Raw genomic sequence first — 18,737 nt, forward strand, 5'->3', positions numbered from 1 at the left:
GCCAACAGGTGGTCGGCCGATGATCCAGGTTTATGTGCCCGCGACGCTGGCCATGTTGCAGCAACTGGTGGCTGATGGCTCGTTGTGGCCGGTCAATGGCACGGTGTTCGCGGTGACTCCGACGTTGCGTGAGGCCTACGCGCAAGGCGACGACGATGAGCTGGCCGAAGTGGCACTTCAAGAGGCCGCGCTGGCGTCGCTGCGGCTGCTGGCAAACGATGAGGACGAGAAGCTGCCGCCGCGGCGGGCGGTGCTTACCGCGGAGGTGGACGACGCCATCTACCGACCGGATCTCGACGATGCCGTCGTCCGGCTGAGTGCTCCGATTGCCATGGATCAGGTGGTCGCCGCCTACGTCGACAACGTTGCCGCCGAACCGGCCGTCAGCGCGGCCATCGCCGTCATAGATGCCGCCGACCTCGGTGACGAGGACGCCGACTTAGTCGTCGGCGACGCGCAGGATCACGACCTGGCGTGGTACGCGAACCAGGAATTGCCGTTCCTGCTCGACCTGCTGTAAACCCGGCGGATGTGACGTAATCAGCACAGCCGGGGTCTAGCTACGCAACCGTAACCTACGCTACCGTAGCTTCATCGCAAGGGCGTGCTGCCGCCCAAACCCGGGCGGCTACCGACTCCACGCCGCGAGCAGGAGCTTTTTATGGTCAAGAAAAACGCGGCACTAAGCGCCCAGATCATCGATACCAAGCGGCCGACCATCGTCGGTGCGGACAGGCACCCGGGCTGGCACGCGCTGCGCAAGATCGCCTCACGTATCACCACACCGCTGTTGCCCGATGACTATCTTCAGCTGGCCAACCCATTGTGGTCGGCACGCGAATTGCGCGGCCGCATTCTCGAGGTTCGCCGGGAGACCGAGGATTCCGCCACGCTGGTCATCAAACCCGGCTGGGGCTTTAGCTTCGACTATCAGCCGGGCCAGTACATCGGGATCGGGCTGCTGGTGGATGGGCGTTGGCGGTGGCGATCGTATTCACTGACGTCGAGCCCGGTTGGCGCGAAGTCCGGGCCGGGGTCGGCGCGAACGGTGACGATCACTGTCAAGGCGATGCCCGAAGGCTTCCTGTCCACGCATTTGGTGGCCGGTGTCGCGCCGGGGACCATCGTGCGACTGGTCGCACCCCAGGGCAATTTCGTTTTGCCCGACCCCGCCCCGCCGTCGATTCTGTTTCTCACCGCCGGGTCGGGGATCACGCCGGTGATGTCGATGCTGCGAACGCTGCTGCGCCGCAACCAGATCACTGACATCACCCACCTGCATTCGGTGCCTACCGATGCGGACGTGATGTTTGGTGATGAGCTTGCCGGGGTGGCCGCCCAGCACCGGGGCTACCGGCTTTCGGTGCGCGCGACGCGCTCCCAGGGCCGTCTCGATCTTTCCCGGATCGGCGAGCAGGTGCCGGATTGGCGTGAGCGACAGACCTGGGCGTGTGGGCCCGAGAGCATGCTCAACCAGGCGGAAAAGGTGTGGTCCGCGGCCGGGATCGGCGACCGACTGCACTTGGAGCGGTTCGCGGTGTCCAAGGCGGCCCCCGCGGGCGCCGGTGGGACGGTCACGTTCGCCCGCAGTGGGCGCAGTGTCGACGTCGACGCGGCGACCTCGGTGATGGATGCCGGCGAGCGCGCCGGTGTGCAAATGCCGTTCGGTTGCCGGATGGGTATCTGCCAGTCGTGTGTGGTCGATCTGGTGCAGGGGCACGTCCGTGACCTGCGCACGGGCCAGGAGCACGATCCCGGGAGCCGGGTGCAGACCTGTGTCACGGCAGCGTCCGGCGACTGTGTGATCGACGTCTGAAGCTACCCACTAGTAACTTACGCATTCGTAGGTTACGATTGCGTAGGTTCGTAGCCGATTTGGGACCGTACGACGCAGGGAGAAGATGATGGCGATTACCGACGTCGACGTATTCGCGCATCTGACGGACGCCGATATCGAGAATCTGGCGATTGAACTCGATGCCATACGACAAGACATTGAAGACTCTCGCGGTGAGCGCGACGCCCGCTACATTCGCCGCACCATCGCGGCGCAGCGCGCGTTGGAGGTCAGTGGCCGGCTGATGCTGGCCGCCAGCTCGCGCCGTTCGGCGTGGTGGGCGGGGGTATTGACCCTCGGGGTGGCCAAGATCGTCGAGAACATGGAGATTGGCCACAATGTCATGCACGGCCAATGGGACTGGATGAACGATCCGGAGATTCACTCCTCGTCGTGGGAGTGGGACATCACCGGCGCGTCCAAGCATTGGCGCTACACCCACAACTTCGTGCACCACAAGTTCACCAACATCTTGGGCATGGACGACGATGTCGGCTACGGCATGCTTCGCGTCACCCGCGATCAGCGCTGGAAGCGCTACAACATTTTCAACCTGGTGTGGAACACCCTGCTGGCGCTCGGCTTCGAATGGGGAGTCGCGTTGCAGCACTTGGAGATCGGCAAGATCCTCAGGGGGCGGCTGGACCGCGACACCGCCAAGACCCGGGTGCGCGAGTTTTCCCGCAAGGCCGCTCGCCAGGTGTTCAAGGACTACGTGGCGTTCCCGGCGTTGACGTCGGTGTCGCCCGGCGCGACATACCGGTCCACCCTGACCGCCAACGTCACGGCCAACGTGATCCGCAACGTGTGGACCAACGCGGTCATTTTCTGTGGGCACTTCCCGGATGGCGCAGAGAAATTCACCAAGACTGACATGGTGGGCGAGACCAAGGGGCAGTGGTACCTGCGGCAGATGCTGGGTAGCGCCAACTTCGAAGCCGGGCCCGCGCTGCGGTTCATGAGTGGCAACCTGTGTCATCAAATCGAGCACCACCTCTATCCAGATTTGCCGAGCAACCGGCTGGCCGAGGTTTCGGTGCGGGTGCGCGAGATCTGCGACAAGTACGACTTGCCCTACACCACAGGCTCGTTCCTGGTGCAGTACGGCAAGACTTGGCGGACCCTGGCCAAGCTGTCGCTGCCGAACAAGTACCTGCGTGACAACGCCGACAATGCTCCGGAGACCCGCAGTGAGCGGATGTTCGCGGACCTGGAGCCGGGCTTCGCGGGAGCCGATCCGCGGACCGGCCGGCGCCGTGGCCTCAAGAGTGCGATTGCCGCCGTGCGGGGCCGTCGGCGCGGCAAGCGTGTCCCGGAGGTAAGGGACAGTGGCACAAACGATCTGGCGGCCTAGCTGATAGCATCCCGCTGCGGGGGGCAGCCAGTTCGTTGCTGACGCGAGAGTGGTGTCGCGGCGGGGATGGCCACCGCGGCCATGCCGCAAAGCGGTCGGTAACCGGGCCCCGCGCCCGGATCGCATCAGGTGCTCGCGGGCGAGACATGATCCAGTTACCCGTAGGTAACCTACGGGGTCGAAGATTAGCATTGTCGTGGCTGATGGCTACGGGGCAGGAAGGTGAGAGGTGGCGATAACCGACGTCGACGTGTTCGCGCATCTGACGGACGGCGATATCGAAAACCTGAGCACTGAACTCGATGACATCCGCCGCGACATTGAAGAATCGCGCGGTGAACGCGATGCCCGCTACATCTACCGAACCATCGCCGCACAGCGGGCGCTGGAGGTCGGTGGCCGGTTGGTGCTGGCGGCCAGCTCGCGTCGCTCGGCGTGGTGGGTAGGTGCGGTGACGCTCAGCGTGGCCAAGATCATCGAGAACATGGAGATCGGTCACAACGTCATGCATGGCCAATGGGATTGGATGAATGATCCCGAGGTGCACTCCTCGACGTGGGAGTGGGACATGGCCTCGACGTCGAAGCACTGGCGGTATACCCACAACGTGGTGCACCACAAGTACACCAACATTCTCGACATGGATCACGATGTCGGCTACGGCATGCTGCGGGTGACCCGGGACCAAGGGTGGCGGCGGCGAGACGCCTTCAACCTGGCCATCAATACCCTGCTTGCGATCGGGTTCGAATGGGGAATCGCGTTGCGGCACTTGGAGGCTCGCGACCTCTTCAAAGATGGACCAGAGCGCGAAGCTGCCAAATTCAGGCTACGGGAGTTCTCAGGTAAGGCCGGTCGTCAGGCGGTCAAAGACTATGTGGCCTTCCCGGCGTTGACGTCGGTGTCGCCTGCCGCAACGTACCGGTCTACCTTGACCGCCAACGCGTTTGCCAATGTGATCCGCAACGTCTGGTCCAACGCCGTTATTTTCTGTGGGCATTTCCCGGATGGCGCAGAGAAATTCACCAAGACTGATTTGGTAGACGAGACCCAGGGCCAGTGGTACCTGCGGCAGATGTTGGGAAGCGCCAATTTCAATGCTGGACCGGCGATGCGCTTCATGAGCGGCAGCCTCAGTCATCAAATCGAGCACCACCTCTATCCGGACTTGCCGAGCAATCGGCTGGCCGAGGTTTCGGTGCGGGTGCGCGAGATCTGCGATAAGTACGACTTGCCTTACACCACAGGCTCATTCCCGCTGCAGTACGCCAAGACATGGCGCACGCTCGCCAAGCTCTCGCTGCCGAACAAGTACCTGCGCGACAACGCCGACGACGCTCCGGAGACCCGCAGCGAGCGCATGTTCGCCGGTCTGGAGCCGGGCTTCGCGGGAACCGATCCGATGACCGGCCGTCGTCGCGGCCTCAAGGCTGCGATAACCGCCGTACGTGGCTGGCGGCGCGCCAAGCCCGGCAAGGCCAAGAAGGCCGGCGGCACCGACGGTCTGGCGGCCTAGCCTCGGCGGTGGCGGCGGCCCTCGGCGCGCGCTGCGGCTACCCCAGTCGCTCGATGATGGTCGCGTTGGCCATGCCGCCGCCCTCGCACATGGTCTGCAGGCCGTAGCGGCCACCGTGCTGCTCCAAAGTGTTGACCAGCGTGGTCATGATGCGCGCACCGCTGGCGCCCAACGGGTGGCCGATGGCGATTGCGCCGCCGTTGACATTGGTCTTGGCCAGATCCGCCCCGGTGTCCTTCGCCCAGGCCAGCACGACCGGGGCGAAGGCCTCGTTGACCTCGAACAGGTCGATGTCGCGCAGGGCCAACCCGGCGCGGCGTAGCGCCCTTTCGGTGGCCGCGATGACCCCGGTCAGCATGTAGAGCGGATCCGAACCCACCACCGTGGTGGTGTGAATGCGCGCCAACGGGCGCAGGCCCAGCTTCCGGGCGACGTCGCTGCTGGTGATCATGACCGCGGCGCTGCCGTCGGACAACGGTGACGAGTTACCCGGGGTGATCGACCAGTTGATCTGCGGGAAGCGCTCTTTGATCGCAGCGTTGTGGAACGCCGGCCGCAGTGCGGCGAGCGTATCGACGGTGGTGCCGGGGCGGATGATCTCGTCGTGGGTGAGCCCGGCGATCGGGATCAGCTCGTTGTCGAAGAGTCCGTCCTTGGTGGCGCGGGCGGCCTTGTCATGGCTGGCCGCGGAGAACTCGTCGAGTTGGGTGCGCGACAAGCCCCACCGTGCCGCAATCAGCTCGGCGCTGATGCCCTGGGGCACCAGCCCGTCGGGGTAGCGGTTGTTCATGTCCGCGCCGAACGGGTTGCTTCCGGGCAGCACCGAGGTGCCCATCGGGACGCGGCTCATCGATTCAACGCCACCGGCGATCACCAGATCGTAAGCGCCGGCCAGCACGCCCTGGGCGGCAAAGCTGATGGCCTGCTGGCTGCTGCCGCATTGCCGGTCGATGGTGACCCCGGGAACCGATTCCGGGAATCCGGCACCCAGCAGCGCACTGCGCGCGATGTTGACCGCCTGATCGCCGACCTGGGTCACCGCGCCGGCAATCACATCGTCGACCTGTACCGGGTCGACGCCGGTTCGTGCCGCCAGTTGGCGCAGGCTGTGCGCCAGCAGGTCGGCGGGTAGGACCTGGTGCAGTGCGCCGTTGGCCTTGCCCTTGCCGATGGGGGTGCGGACCGCGCCGACGATGACGGCGTCGCGACTCTGGGACATGGCTCCTCCTTGAGCTAAGTATTGATAACTATACTCAGCTATAACAGCTGGGTATACTCAACGCAACCTGGAGCGGAGGGTGATCTTCGTGACAATGCTTGAGGGCCCACTGGCCGACCGTGATGGCTGGTCGGCGGTGGGCGAGTGTCCGATTGAGAAGACCATGGCCGTCGTCGGTACCAAATCCGCGATGCTGATCATGCGGGAGGCCTACTACGGCACTACCCGTTTTGATGACTTCGCCCGCCGGGTGGGTATCACCAAGGCCGCGACCTCGGCGCGGCTGGCCGAATTGGTCAGCCTCAAACTGCTGGCGCGGCGGCCGTATCGCGAGCCGGGGCAGCGCAGCCGCGATGAGTATGTGCTCACCGAGGCCGGGCTTGATTTCATGCCGGTGGTCTTTTCCCTGTTTCAGTGGGGCAAGCGCCACCTGCCCGGCGGCGATCGCCTGCAACTGACCCACCTGGGCTGTGGGGCGCCGGCGCAGGTTGAAATTCGATGTGCCAAAGGGCACTTGGTGCCCGCCGACGAACTCGGTATGCGGTTGGTCAGGTCTCCCTGAGGGCGGTCAGCAGCCGGCGGGCCGCTGCCACGCGGCGCACCGCGGTTCCGGACAAACTGTCCAGTACGCATTCGGGATCGGCCGGCGGCCCCATGTGCCCGCAGCCGCGCGGGCAATCGCCGATCGCCTCGGCCAGGTCGGTAAAGGCCAGCAGCACGTCGTCTGGCTGGATGTGGGCCAAGCCGAACGAGCGGATTCCGGGAGTGTCGATCACCCACCCGCCGCCCTGCCCGTCCGTCTCGAGAGGCAGCGCGACCGACTGCGTCGACGTGTGCCGGCCCCTGCCGATCTCGGTGACCTCGCCGACGGCCCGATCGGCCTCGGGGACCAGGCGATTCACCAGAGTCGACTTGCCGACGCCGGAATGCCCGAGCAGTACGGTCGTCTTGCCGTCGAGCAGGTCGGCCACCGCGAGGAGCGGATCGTCGCGGCCCGCCGCAACCACCTGAAGGTCCAGTTCGAGGAACTGCTCGGCGAAAGGTTCGGGCGGGGCCAGGTCGGTCTTGGTCAGGCAGAGTATGGGGGTCAGCCCGCCCGTGTAGGCGGCGATCAAGGCCCGGTCCACCAATCCGCTGCGCGGTGGCGGGTCGGCCAGCGCCACCACCATCAACAACTGATCCGCGTTGGCGACCACGACCCGTTCGGTGGGGTCGGTGTCATCGGCGGTGCGACGCAGCACCGTTCGGCGTGGCCCCCTGCGCACGATGCGGGCCAGGGTGTCGGGGCGTCCGGACAGATCCCCGACCAGGTCGACGTCGTCGCCGACCACGATCGGGGTGCGTCCGAGCTCGCGGGCCCGCATCGCGGTGACCCGACGCAGCGGGTCCCCGCCGAGCACGCATCCCCAGCGGCCGCGGTCAACGGCGACCACCATGGCGGCTTCGGCGTCAGCGTGTTCCGGACGGGTCTTGGTTCGCGGACGTGAGCCGCGACCCGAACGGATCTTGACGTCGGATTCGTCGTAGTCGCCTGGCCTCAACCGCTGGACCCCTCGACCATCTCGGTCCACAGCTGTGGGAACTCCGGCAACGTCTTGCTGGTGGCCCCAATGTCGTCCACCTCGACCCCGGCCACCCGGAGCCCGACGATCGCGCCGGCCATCGCCATCCGATGATCGGCATAGGCGCGCCAGCTGCCCGGACGCAGCGGCGTAGCGGTGATCACCAGACCGTCGGAGGTTTGTTCGCAGTTGCCGCCGAGGCGGTTGATCTCGGTGCTCAAGGCGGCCAGCCGATCGGTCTCGTGGCCGCGCAGATGAGCGATGCCGGCCAGCCGGGACACCGATCCGGGGCTGGCCAGCGCCGCCAGCGCCGCCACCGATGGGGTGAGTTCGCCGACATCGCGCAGGTCGACGTCGAATCCGCGGTAGGTCTGCGGACCCTGCACCTGAAGGCATGAATCAATATGTCGGACAGTGGAATTCAGTGTCTGCAGAATGTCGAGAATGTTCTTGGCGGGTTGCACGCTGTCCGCCGGCCAGCCGGTGATGGTCACCGCCCCGCCGGTGACCACGGCCGCCGCCAGAAATGCGACCGCATTGGTCAGATCCGGCTCGACGTCCCAATGCCGAGGCCTGAGGGCGCCGGGCCTGACCAGCCAGCGGTTGGGTATCGAGTCGTCGACATCGACGCCGGCTTGGCGCAGCATCTGCACCGTCATCGCGATGTGCGGTGCGGACGGCAGCTCCGAACCGGTGTGTTGCACCGTTAGGCCGTCGGTGAACGACGCCCCGGACAGCAGTAGGCCGGAGACGAACTGGGACGACGCGGACGCATCGATGGCCACCGTGCCGCCCGCGACCGACCCGGTGCCTTGAACCCGGAACGGAAGGCCGGCACCATCGACGGGCACACCCAGGCCGCGCAGCGCATCCAGCAGCGGTGCGATGGGGCGGGCCCGGGCCTGCTCATCCCCGTCGAAGGTGATCGGGGCGGCGCTCAGCGCCGCCAGCGGGGGAACGAACCGCAACACCGTGCCGGCCAGGCCGCAGTCGACCCGGGCCTCGGGGCCGGGCCGGATGCGGCCACTGACCGTCAGCTCGGAACCAGTCCCGTCGACCCGCAAGCCCAACGTCTGCAACGCCTCGATCATCAGATCGGTATCGCGGCTGCGCAGCGCGCCGGTGATGGTCGAGGAGCCTTGGCCCTGTGCCGCCGCCAGCGCCGCAAGCACCAGCGTCCGGTTGGTCTGCGACTTCGAGCCCGGGACGGTCACGGTCGCGTGCACGGGTGTCGGTGCGAATGGGGCTGGCCATGGCTCGATGCTGCTCACCGCTTCATCCTGCCGTGTCGGCGGGTGTCGTGGATACCAGGCACCATGGGAGTCATGTGTGGACGGTTTGCGGTCACCACCGATCCGGCGTTGCTGGCCGAGAAGATCAACGCCATCGACGAAGCCAGCGGCGCGGCCTCCGATGGCTTCGCCCCCAACTACAACGTGGCCCCAACCGACATGATCGCCACCGTCGTGACCCGCCACAGCGAGCCCGATGACGAGCCGACTCGCCGCGTCCGGATGATGCGCTGGGGATTTGTGCCGTCGTGGGCCAAACCGGGGCCTCAGGGCGCACCGGAGGGCAAGGGGCCGCTGCTGATCAACGCCCGCGCGGAGACGGTCGCCACGTCGCCGGCGTTTCGTGGCGCTGCGCAGCACAAGCGTTGTCTGGTGCCGATGGACGGCTGGTACGAATGGCGGGCCAACCCCGACGTTCTCATCGGCGCAGGGAGCAAGAAGGTTGCCAAGACGCCCTTCTTCATCCATCGCGCTGACGGCGACATGGTGTGCATGGCCGGGCTGTGGTCGGTGTGGAAGCCGAACAACGCGGCCGCCCCGTTGTTGAGCGCCACGATCATCACCACCGATGCCGCGGGCGAACTGGCCGGGATCCACGACCGGATGCCGCTGATGCTGTCCGAAGGCGACTGGGACGCCTGGCTCAACCCGGATGCACCGCTGGACCCGGCGCTGTTGTCCCATCCGCCCGATGTGCGCGACATGGCGTTTCGTGAGGTGTCCACGCTGGTCAACAGCGTGCGCAATAACGGGCCGGAGCTGCTGGAGCCGGCCGAGCCGCAGCCCGAACAGATCACGCTGCTCTAGCGTGCTGGCACGGGCTGTCTCGGCAAGACAACAAGCTGTCGATCTTTGTGCTTTCGCGACACTGCCCGAGCACCCCGCGCGGACCTAGCATGCGGGTGTGACTGGCGCATACACGTACACCTTTGCAGACATCCGTAACCGCCCGGTGGCGGTGATCGGCGCGGGCACTCTGGGGCGCCGTATCGCGTTGATGTTCGCCAGCCGTGGCGGGACCGTGCGAATCTATGCGCGCCGCGCCGAACAGCGGGCCCAGGCAGCGCAGTATGTCGCAGACAATCTGCCGAAGCTGCTGCAGGACAGAGGTTTCGGTGAAGTCGGTAGTGTCACGGCCACGGATTGCCTGGCGACCGCACTAGAGGGTGCATGGCTGGCGGTCGAGTCCGTTCCCGAGAAGCTGGAGATCAAGACTGCGCTGTGGGGCCAGATCGATCAGGCGGCTCCGCCGGACACCATCTTCGCGACCAACTCGTCGTCCTTCCCGTCCCGGCTGATGGCCGACAACGTGCGCGACAAGACCCGGTTGTGCAACACGCATTTCTACATGCCGCCTCAGTTCAATGCGCTGGACCTGATGTCCGACGGCGAGACCGATCGCGGTCTCCTGGACACCTTGTTGGCCGTTCTGCCCGAATTCGGCGTGCATCCTTTCGAGGCGCGTCGGGAGTGCACCGGCTTCATCTTCAATCGGGTCTGGGCCGCCATCAAACGTGAGTCGCTGGCCGTGGTCGCCGAGGGAGTGGCCCGCCCAGAGGACGTCGACGGGATGTTCAAGGTCAATTGGCGGGTACCGGCCGGGCCGTTCCAGCTGATGGACCAGGTCGGTCTGGACGTCGTGCTCGACATCGAAAACCACTATGCCGACGAGTTTCCGTACCTGCCGACAAACGTGCGGGATTTGCTGCGGTCCTACGTGGACGCGGGCAGGCTCGGTGTCAAGAACGGCGAAGGCTTCTACACCTACCCGAATTCCTCGGATAGGTAGCTGCGCGAATCCGGGACCGTCTTGCTGGCACCGAAACGTGACGGCAAGGGCTAACGTCGAGGACGTGGAGAATCCGCACCTCGATGGTGAGGTCGGGGTGAGCCGTTACGTCGCCGCTGTCGCCGTGCGACTGCACGACCGGTTGGGCGAGGTGGCTTCCCACATTCGGCGCTCGTTGGAGCGCACCATTCCCGAACTCGGTGGCGACCTTCGCATCGAGGAATTGCTGGGCACCAGCATCGAGGCCAACGTGGACACGATGCTGCATGCGCTGCGCTACGACATCGCCGTCGAGCGAGTCGAGGCGCCCACCACGGCATTGGAGTACGCGCGCCGACTGGCGCAGCATGGCGTGCCGGTCAACGCGTTGGTGCGGGCGTATCGGCTGGGCCAGCGCCTGATGAACGAGCTGATCTTCGACGAGTTGCGGGCCACCGACATCCCGGAGTCGATGCGGGTGCCGGTTATCGAAGCGATCAGTGTCGCGATGTTCGAGTACATCGATTGGATGTCGCAGCAGGTCGTCGTCGTTTACGAGGACGAGCGCGAACGCTGGCTGGAAAACCAGAACAGTCTTCGTGGCGTGCGGGTGCGCGAGATCCTGGCCGCAGACAAGGAGATCGACGCCGACGCGGCGATCACTTCGGTGCGCCATCCGCTGCGATGGCACCATCTCGCCCTTGTCATGTGGTATCCCGACCAAGGCTCGGAAGTCGACGAACTGCCCAGGCTGCAACGCTTCCTGCGGGAACTGGGCGAAGCCGCCGGAGTCGACGCCAGCCCGTTGTTCGTGGCCGCCGACCCGAGCTGCGGATGGGGGTGGCTGCCGTACCGGGCGGCGCCGGAGCGCGCCGTGGCGGCGGTCGCTGACTTCGTACGGTCTCACCCGGATTCACCGAACGTGGCGATCGGAACACCGGCCAGCGGGGTGGACGGCTTTCGCCGATCGCACCGGGAGGCGGCCGAAGCTCGCAGCGTTGGGATCCTGTGCGATCGCCGCCCACCGCTGATGATCAGCGCCGGTGAACCCGGGTTGTCGGTGGTGGCGCGTTTTGGTGGCGACCTGGCCGGCACCCGAGAGTGGGTGGCCCAAGTCCTGGGCGAGCTGGCGCGCGACGGAGATAGCGACGCGCGGCTGCGCGATACCCTGCGCGTCTACCTGGCGTGCGGGTCGAGCTACAAGCTCGCCGCGCAGCGGCTCAACATGCATTTCAACACGGTGAAGTATCGCGTCGGCCGCGCCGTCGCCCGGCGTGGCCGGGCGATCGGTAGCGACCGCCTTGATGTCGAACTCGCGCTGCTGGTGTGTCACTGGTACGGCGGCTCGGTCTTGCAGTCGAAATAGGCCAGGACGGCCGGGCCGCGCTATCCGGCCTCGGGAACGGCCAGCCCCTGAGACCGGGTGCGACGCAGGTACCGGGCTGCCCGCGAGCCCGGGTCGGTGACGGTGTGCACCAGCGTGATCAAAGCCGGCACGATCAGCGGGAACAAGACAAGAGCAAGCATTCCGGCGATGGTCAGGTACGGCAGGATGACGGTCATGATCTACTCACATTTCTCCGCACCACCGATCTAGGACGCAGTGGGGCGGAATTAGTTTGTGGCTGTGGCTTATTCGAATGCGCACCGTTGCGCTCGGTACGTAAGTTAATTGCAGTCCGAGCGCGCTGCGATGTCGTCAAGCGACCAACTTTGGGTCCAGACTTGTTGTCTGGAGACGAACCCAAACCCATCGGCGGCACCACCATGGTCAGCGCGCCCGGCCAATCCTGAAAAGGGCCCGTGCCCGCCCTGAGCGCCAACCTCGTCGCATCAATAGATCGCCATCCGGAGCGTATTACCTTGCGCTGTAATGACTTACAATCGATCTTTGCCGAATTCGGTGCCGGTCCGGGTGATCGGGTAGCGGCCCTACCCGGTGATCGAACGCGACGCAGAGTTTGCGGACCTGCCTGCGAACTCTCCGGCGGCCGCTTTCGGCCATCCGCCCCGGCCGCAGTCCTGTCCAGGACCGACGGAAGCTGCCAGTCCTGGGCGGTCACGCGGGACGCTCCACCTGGCCCGATGCGCGCGCTTGCTGGCAGGTAACTGTCAGTTCACTGGCAAGTCGCTGCCGTACTCGCGGATCATCGGTCTTTGGTTGCTGAAATGAATTTGTGGACTTGGGTGGTTGTCGTCTTATCGAAAGGGTCGATGAACTAGCCGCGCTGGAGTCGTTTGTTAACGGTGGGACCGCTGACGGTTGCCTGGCGTTGCGAGGCGACTCCGGTGTCGGCAAGTCCATGCTGGTCCAAGCATTGTCGGAGCGGGCTGCGGTACCGGGCAGGCGGGTGCTGCGGTGCAGCGGGGTAGAAGCCGAGGCGACCTTCGTGCTGGCCGGGCTGAGCCAGCTCGTTTACCCGCTGCGGGAGTTCATCGCCCAACTGGGCGCCGATGATCAGCGCACCTTGGCGGCGGTGCTGGGTGCGGTACCCGACCGGGTGCCGACAGTTACCGCGCTGACCTTTGCCTTGCTCAACCTGTTGGCGTTGGCGAGTGAGGTGACGCCGCTGCTGGTGGTTATCGATGACGCACATTGGTTCGACGACGTCAGCGCACGGGTGATCGCGATGGCCGGACGGCGGCTCGACGGTGCGGCGGTGCGGTTTCTGGCTGCGTGCCGTGATGAGGTCCCTAATGCGTTGGCGGACGGGGGATGGCCGCAGATGGTGCTGGCTCCGCTCGGCCCGGAGCAGGCCGAGCGGTTTCTGGATCAACTCGCCGTCGACCTGCCGCACTACGCGCGCGTTGGGGTGCTCGAGCAGGCCGCCGGAAATCCGTTGGCGCTGGCCGAGCTGTCGCGGTGCGCGTTGGAGAACACCTGGGCGCCTGACGCGCCGTTGCCGCTGACTCAGCGACTGGTGGCCATCTTCGGTGATCGGCTGAAAAAACTCGACGAGTCGGTCAAGGCGCAACTGCTGCGCGGCGCACTGGATGGGGCCGCGACGGGTGGCGTGGCATCGGCGCCGCCGCGAACGCGGTATGTGATGCAGGGAGTCGACGCCGCCATCGAACACGGCGTGCTGGTGGTCGACCGCGGTGAGCTGGTCTTCCGGCATCCATTGGTCCGTGCGGCGGTGATCCAGACCTCAACCGCCGGGCAGCGGCGCCATGCCTACGCCCAGTTGGCCGACCTGTATCCCGATGACGTGGTGCGCCGGGCCGCCTATCTCGCTCATGCCACCGTCGATCCCGATCCGGCGGTTGTCAATACCCTCGCCGCGGCGGCCGAGCTGACGATCCGGCGCGGCGATGCCTGTCAGGCGATCGAGTTGCTGCGGCGCGCGGGTGAATTGAGCGACCGACCACGGCGTCGCGAACAGTTGCTGGCCAGCGCGGCCTTTGTTGCGTTGCAGGCGGCGCAACTCGACGAGGCCGAGCGACTTCTGGCCGATGCGGGTTTGGGTGGCGGCGCGTCGGCAAGTGCGCTATTGATCTCGTCTTTCATTTCGCTATACCGCTATGGAGATGTCACCGCGACACATCGTCGCCTGGTTGAGCGGCTGCAATCGGCCGATGACCTCGACGGCGAAACCCTGACCCGGATGGTCAACCTGTTGCTCGCGGTCAGCATGTTTGCCGCGGACCCCGCGCTGTGGCAGATCACCGATGGCCTGGTCGGCTCGCTAGCCGACCGGCTGGGCGAGCTGAGCGTCATCTACCGCGACGCCTGGGCCGATGCGGCCCGCCGCGGCCGCACCGTGACGCAGCGGCTGAAGGAGCAACTGGATCGGTTGGCGGAGCTGGAGCCATGGGATGTGATGCGCGTTGCCCTGGCCGGCTATTACGTGGACCTGATCGACGACTTTCGTTCGGTACTGGTTCCGCTGGCTGACCGCGAAATCGAGGGCGGCGCGGCCACCATTGCGCTTGCGACGCTCGCGTTGGTCACGGCCTATCAGCTGGCCAGTGGTCAGTGGGCCGAGGCGGTCGATACCAGTCAGCGCGGCGTGGCGTTGTGTAGTCAGCACCACTACGAGCTGTTTGGCTATCAGCTCAGAGGTTATTTGGGTGTCATATCGGCCTGCCGCGGCGATGTGGTGCGGGCCCGTGAGCTCGCCGCCCAAGTGCGGGTATGGGCCGAGCCGCGGCGGGTCGGCTTCCTCACCGGGGCCGTCGCGCAGATCGCGATCCTGTGCAGCTTTGCCGAAGGCGACTACGAATCGGCCTACCTGCAGGCCACCGCGATCACGGCGCCGGGGGAGTTCCCGCCGTTCGCGTTGCACGCCACCCGCACCCTGTTCGATCTCGTCGAGGCCGCGGTTCATACGGATCGACTCAACGAGGCGCGCCGGCACGTTCGGGCGGCGAAGCGCCTGCAATTCGCCGACGCCCCGCCGCGACTGGCCATCGCAACCGGCGCTGCGGAGGCCTTGTGTGCTTCGGACGAGCGGGCTCCAGCGTTGTTCGAGAAGGTACTTGGCCATCCGGCGGTCGCTTCATTTCCATTCGAGCACGCCCGTATTCGGCTGGCGTACGGAATGCGCCTCCGCCGGCTGCGCCGCTATCGCAACGCCCGCGTTGTGCTTCGTGCAGCCGCGGAGATCTTTGCCGGTCTGGGCGCCGAACCGTGGACCCAGCGGGCGCGCAATGAACTGCGTGCCGCGGGTACCGCGGTACGCCACTCGGCCGCGGTGGGTCCCGCTCCGCTCACCGCGCAGGAACGTCTGGTGGCCGAATTGGCCGCCAAAGGCCTGTCGAACAAGGAGATAGCCGCACGGCTATGCCTGTCGCCGCGCACCGTCGGTGCACATCTGTATCGGTTGTTCCCCAAATTGGGGGTCACAAACCGGGCCGGATTGCATGACGCCCTCGACGCCATCCATGCGGCACCCGATCAAATCTGATTGATTCCATCCGCTGGCCAGCGCAACCACCGACGTCTCCAAGCGGCCCGAACGCGGTGCGGTTGCCGACCATGACGGGCCGCACTTGTGGCAAAACGCCTGACAAACGAGTAGATCGGTGCAAAGCTGCGTCTATCGCAACGCACCGTTGGTGCGCAGCCGTATCGGCTGATTCCGATTACCTCACGCAATTGAGTCATCTGACCGATGCTGCCCGGTTCGCCAGGTGCAACCCTTGGCATGTCACCGCCATGAAGCGGGACTAGGGCAAGGAGCAGCGAATGCCGTGTACGTGGACACCGGTGGTGTTCATCCATGGGCTTTGGCCAGCCGTGTCCGCGTCCCGGCGAGGTTGCCCCGATGATGCCTGGCGCCCTCGCGTTGTTGCCGCACCGCGCGGTGCTCGGACACTGGAATATCAATCCCAGCAGTGATGTCCGCGCCGAATCCCAACCGGTCGCCCGGTATTCACCCATGCCGCAGCCAGCTGCGCCCAGTGGCATGCGGTCGGGGGAGCCTGCCGACGTCTGGTGCGACAACGTACGTTGCCCGGACACCTCGCACTGGATTTGCCGTCTCGAGCCACGTTCGGTTCGTGTGTGAACCGTTCCTGGCGAGGGCAATTGGATCACCAGCCGCGTCGGCCGGCGGGCCGCGCGTGTGGCGGCGCGTGCGAAGCCAATTCAGTTCGCCGCGTTGCCTCACGACGATGTGATGGAAGTGGGTCGCCCCGCGGGGGCACCCGTACGGCGCCGAATCGCCAAGAACGAACAGTAAGGACGTCTCTATGCCTGCAGGACTAATCGCCGCTGCGGTTAGGACCATCGTCAACCTCGGCAGTTTTGGTCAACAATTCGTCGGAGTTAATGATCCAAAGTTCACTAACCCTGAATATCTCGCGGCGAGTGCGACCGGCATGGCCTCGGACGGGCTGACCGCTGTTTTCGGACAAACTTGGGTGCCGCAGGCGCTGGCGAAGCGCGTAGGTCACTCTCAGTTGACCAGTCTTGCCAGTTCAAAAGCGGCGCAAGGGGCCAGTGCCATCCTCTGGACGATCAACATCGTCGAAGTGCTGGAGACGTTGATGGGGTTCGGGCCGCCAGCCGAAGGAGATGAACTCCTGGTCGGCTCGACGCAGTTCGCCAAGGCTCAGGCACAGTTGGGGTCGGCCCTTCCGGATAACAGTTGGCAGGGCTCGGCATCCTATGCCTATGCCAGCCAGAACACGGCACTGCAGAATCGCGGACAAGCGCTCGCCGAGCTCGACGTCAAGTTCGCAGCCCTGGTAAAAGATCAGGCCGAATGGGTGACCCATGGGCGCCTGGGGATTGCGATCCTCAAGAACCTACTTCTGGCGGCTTTCGCGGTCGAGATGGCCTTGATGTTTGCGGTACCGGCCGGCCCAGCCATGGCCCGGTCTTTCGGATTCACGGTGAGTGGGCTTGGCATCGCCATCGCCATGGGCCTGCTTTCCACCGTGCTCGCCTATTCGGTTGAGAACTCCAAGAAGGCGGACGTTTTGACCGCCAATTACCAAGATTTGGCTCCGGATCCGTACCAAGGAGCGGACCCGGGTATGCCGGTGGCGGCCAATATGCCCGCGTCGGCCGAGTCGACGATCTCGAGCTTTGCGGCGTCGGGCACGGCGTTCACAGCTGAGGCGGCCGGGTCGCTCGGCCGCGCCGGCGGCGCCGCGGACGAATCCGCGTTCTACAGCGCTGCCGCCGATGAGGCTGTGCCGCTCGAGGATGCGCCGTCGGCGACGTCGGCGTTCACCATGCCCACCCTGGCCCAACTGATGGCGATTTCGGGGCAAGGCGCAAAGTTCTCGGGGCATGTCTCTCAGCACGCGAACCTGGCCAACCAGGCGATGGGACAGGTCCAGCAGGTCGCATCGATGGCCCAACAGGGCAAGGGGACTGCTCCCGCCGAGGACACCGCGCAGGCCGAGGCCACCACTGTTGAAGATGTCGAGGGCGCCGGGGCGGACTCGGCCGGCGCAGCCGCCGGGCGTGCACCGATCGAAGCGGCCGCTGCTGACACCCCACCGGCGCAGCAGCCGATCTTTGCGCAGCAGGTCGTGTGACGCTCGCCGTCGAGTCGAAGCCACTGCAGGCCGATGCGATAGCGCACAGAAGCGATATGACGAGGAGATAGATCCATGGCGAACTTGGTTGTCACACCGCAATACCTACAGACACTGGCCGCCACACAGACCCAAGCGGCGGCCACGGCAGCATCTGCGGGTGCCGCGTCCACGAATCTCAAGAATGAGGTCTGGGTGTCTCACGGTGTGATCAGTGGAGCCTCCAACACCTCATTTGCCAATGCCGAGGCTGCCCGCCGCGCGGCGGCCAACAGCATGAACACGACTTCTAGCAAGCTCGCCGCCAAGCTACGCACCGCCAGCAGCGCATACCAGGGAGTCGACGAGCAGGCCGGCGAAAGCCTCGACAAACAGATCATTGAGCGCTGATCGGGTCGGAACCCGCTGGTGGGCATGGCTACCGCGCCGGGGTCGACCATTAGCGCTTCAGATGCAGAAAGAAGGGACACCATGTCGCTCTACCACGACCACGATGATCTCGACGCCCTGGATTTCTTTGTCGCCGAGGAGGTTTCCGAAGACGGCGCGGAGTCGGATGCCCTGGATGGCTTTGCCGCCGATGACCCGACACACCCAGTACCGGACATCGATGCGATGGATCAGTTCATGCCTGGCGAGGTCGAAGACGAAGACACCGAGCCCGACACCGCCCCATTGCAGATCGAAGAGCCCCACGGTGCCGCCGAGACGGCGGGTGCCGAGGAAGGCGTCGACTCGAATGGCGCCCCGCTGTTCACGGTCGTCAACCCCCCTGGGACGGTGTCGGTGTCGGCGCTGATGGACGGCCGGATCCATCGAGTCACTCTGTCGGCAAAGGTGACCAGCATGAGTGAAGCCGAGCTCGCCGAGGAGGTACTGGTCATCGCGGCCCTGGCTCGACAAAACGGGTTGGCGGCCCAGCACAGCTACATGTTGGGAAGCTATTCCGAGTGGGAACCCGTGGCGGAGATGGGCACTGACGAGCGCGAGGTATTGCGTGACTTCATGGAGAACACCATGGGTTTGATGTCCGAAGAACAGGCCACCGCAAAACAAGCAGAGGTTTTCTCCACCCGATACCGATAGCTGAGGGACTGCTGCAGATTTCGACGCCTCGGCCGCGTAGCGGATGCAACCCGAGCCGACGATCGCGAGATTCGTAACTCTGACCGGATCGACGGTGATCCCAGGGCCTC

The 18,737-nt window shown here is 65.5% G+C and carries 16 protein-coding genes; 12 read left to right on the top strand and 4 right to left on the bottom strand.

Features of this window, described 5'->3' with window-relative positions; translation table 11 throughout:
- The first annotated feature begins 19 nt into the window (after positions 1-19).
- The 4 genes from CCUG20998_RS06360 (at position 20) to CCUG20998_RS06375 (ending at position 4,707) form a co-directional block, all read left to right on the top strand.
- Complete coding sequence (locus CCUG20998_RS06360; RefSeq protein WP_012393180.1) at positions 20-520, top strand: DUF6912 family protein; 501 nt, start codon at positions 20-22, stop codon at positions 518-520.
- 141 nt (positions 521-661) lie between these two features.
- Complete coding sequence (locus tag CCUG20998_RS06365) at positions 662-1,816, top strand: ferredoxin reductase (protein WP_020732152.1); 1,155 nt, start codon at positions 662-664, stop codon at positions 1,814-1,816.
- Positions 1,817-1,904: 88 nt separating this feature from the next.
- A complete protein-coding gene (locus tag CCUG20998_RS06370) occupies positions 1,905-3,191 on the top strand; it encodes a fatty acid desaturase family protein (protein WP_020732153.1) in 1,287 nt (428 codons plus the stop codon).
- 229 nt (positions 3,192-3,420) lie between these two features.
- Entirely contained in the window at positions 3,421-4,707 is a 1,287-nt protein-coding gene (locus tag CCUG20998_RS06375; RefSeq protein WP_020732154.1) for a fatty acid desaturase family protein, read from the top strand.
- 37 nt (positions 4,708-4,744) lie between these two features.
- Here CCUG20998_RS06375 and CCUG20998_RS06380 read toward each other — a convergent pair whose 3' ends face one another.
- Entirely contained in the window at positions 4,745-5,926 is a 1,182-nt protein-coding gene (locus CCUG20998_RS06380; RefSeq protein WP_020732155.1) for a thiolase family protein, read from the bottom strand.
- Between the two features lie 88 nt (positions 5,927-6,014).
- Between CCUG20998_RS06380 and CCUG20998_RS06385 the strand changes: the two genes are divergently transcribed.
- The gene (locus tag CCUG20998_RS06385) at positions 6,015-6,488 is read left to right on the top strand and encodes a winged helix-turn-helix transcriptional regulator (RefSeq protein ID WP_020732156.1); all 474 of its coding nucleotides are present in this window, start codon (positions 6,015-6,017) and stop codon (positions 6,486-6,488) included.
- On the opposite strand, the gene rsgA is transcribed toward CCUG20998_RS06385, so the two are convergent.
- Positions 6,475-7,467, bottom strand: a complete 993-nt coding sequence (gene rsgA / locus CCUG20998_RS06390) for a ribosome small subunit-dependent GTPase A (protein WP_012393186.1) — start codon at positions 7,465-7,467, stop codon at positions 6,475-6,477. The genes CCUG20998_RS06385 and rsgA overlap by 14 nt on opposite strands.
- Positions 7,464-8,750 carry a 3-phosphoshikimate 1-carboxyvinyltransferase gene (gene aroA, locus CCUG20998_RS06395; RefSeq protein WP_103653982.1) on the bottom strand — a complete coding sequence of 429 codons (1,287 nt, stop codon included), beginning with the start codon at positions 8,748-8,750 and terminating at the stop codon, positions 7,464-7,466. Before aroA ends, rsgA begins: the two co-directional genes overlap by 4 nt.
- Before the next feature lie 63 nt (positions 8,751-8,813).
- Between aroA and CCUG20998_RS06400 the strand changes: the two genes are divergently transcribed.
- From CCUG20998_RS06400 to CCUG20998_RS06410, 3 genes are all read left to right on the top strand, one after another.
- Entirely contained in the window at positions 8,814-9,587 is a 774-nt protein-coding gene (locus CCUG20998_RS06400) for an SOS response-associated peptidase (RefSeq protein ID WP_036457384.1), read from the top strand.
- 97 nt (positions 9,588-9,684) lie between these two features.
- The gene (locus CCUG20998_RS06405; RefSeq protein WP_020732159.1) at positions 9,685-10,569 is read left to right on the top strand and encodes a 3-hydroxyacyl-CoA dehydrogenase family protein; all 885 of its coding nucleotides are present in this window, start codon (positions 9,685-9,687) and stop codon (positions 10,567-10,569) included.
- 64 nt (positions 10,570-10,633) lie between these two features.
- On the top strand, positions 10,634-11,914 hold the full coding sequence (locus tag CCUG20998_RS06410; protein ID WP_020732160.1) for a PucR family transcriptional regulator: 1,281 nt from the start codon (positions 10,634-10,636) through the stop codon (positions 11,912-11,914).
- Positions 11,915-11,934: 20 nt separating this feature from the next.
- On the opposite strand, the gene CCUG20998_RS27790 is transcribed toward CCUG20998_RS06410, so the two are convergent.
- Positions 11,935-12,111 carry a hypothetical protein gene (locus CCUG20998_RS27790; RefSeq protein ID WP_015354875.1) on the bottom strand — a complete coding sequence of 59 codons (177 nt, stop codon included), beginning with the start codon at positions 12,109-12,111 and terminating at the stop codon, positions 11,935-11,937.
- Between the two features lie 614 nt (positions 12,112-12,725).
- Here CCUG20998_RS27790 and CCUG20998_RS06415 point away from each other — a divergent pair.
- The 4 genes from CCUG20998_RS06415 (at position 12,726) to CCUG20998_RS06430 (ending at position 18,627) form a co-directional block, all read left to right on the top strand.
- Positions 12,726-15,455 (top strand): helix-turn-helix transcriptional regulator, encoded by a 2,730-nt coding sequence (locus tag CCUG20998_RS06415; RefSeq protein ID WP_036457386.1) that lies wholly within the window; start codon positions 12,726-12,728, stop codon positions 15,453-15,455.
- A gap of 997 nt (positions 15,456-16,452) precedes the next feature.
- Positions 16,453-17,541 (top strand): EspA/EspE family type VII secretion system effector, encoded by a 1,089-nt coding sequence (locus CCUG20998_RS06420; protein ID WP_231389858.1) that lies wholly within the window; start codon positions 16,453-16,455, stop codon positions 17,539-17,541.
- A 75-nt stretch (positions 17,542-17,616) separates the two neighbouring features.
- Complete coding sequence (locus CCUG20998_RS06425) at positions 17,617-17,931, top strand: ESX-1 secretion-associated protein (RefSeq protein ID WP_012393193.1); 315 nt, start codon at positions 17,617-17,619, stop codon at positions 17,929-17,931.
- 81 nt (positions 17,932-18,012) lie between these two features.
- The gene (locus CCUG20998_RS06430) at positions 18,013-18,627 is read left to right on the top strand and encodes a hypothetical protein (protein ID WP_020732163.1); all 615 of its coding nucleotides are present in this window, start codon (positions 18,013-18,015) and stop codon (positions 18,625-18,627) included.
- The last annotated feature ends 110 nt before the right edge of the window (positions 18,628-18,737 follow it).

The sequence above is a fragment of the Mycobacterium marinum genome (assembly GCF_003391395.1).
GTDB lineage: Bacteria > Actinomycetota > Actinomycetes > Mycobacteriales > Mycobacteriaceae > Mycobacterium > Mycobacterium marinum.

Excerpts from the sequence above, each read along its gene's own strand:
- CCUG20998_RS06370 (WP_020732153.1), top strand. The coding sequence starts at position 1,905 with ATGGCGATTACCGACGTCGACGTATTCGCGCATCTGACGGACGCCGAT.
- CCUG20998_RS06430 (WP_020732163.1), top strand. The coding sequence starts at position 18,013 with ATGTCGCTCTACCACGACCACGATGATCTCGACGCCCTGGATTTCTTT.
- CCUG20998_RS06425 (WP_012393193.1), top strand. The coding sequence starts at position 17,617 with ATGGCGAACTTGGTTGTCACACCGCAATACCTACAGACACTGGCCGCC.
- CCUG20998_RS27790 (WP_015354875.1), bottom strand. The coding sequence starts at position 12,111 with ATGACCGTCATCCTGCCGTACCTGACCATCGCCGGAATGCTTGCTCTT.
- CCUG20998_RS06400 (WP_036457384.1), top strand. The coding sequence starts at position 8,814 with ATGTGTGGACGGTTTGCGGTCACCACCGATCCGGCGTTGCTGGCCGAG.
- CCUG20998_RS06365 (WP_020732152.1), top strand. The coding sequence starts at position 662 with ATGGTCAAGAAAAACGCGGCACTAAGCGCCCAGATCATCGATACCAAG.
- CCUG20998_RS06380 (WP_020732155.1), bottom strand. The coding sequence starts at position 5,926 with ATGTCCCAGAGTCGCGACGCCGTCATCGTCGGCGCGGTCCGCACCCCC.
- CCUG20998_RS06360 (WP_012393180.1), top strand. The coding sequence starts at position 20 with ATGATCCAGGTTTATGTGCCCGCGACGCTGGCCATGTTGCAGCAACTG.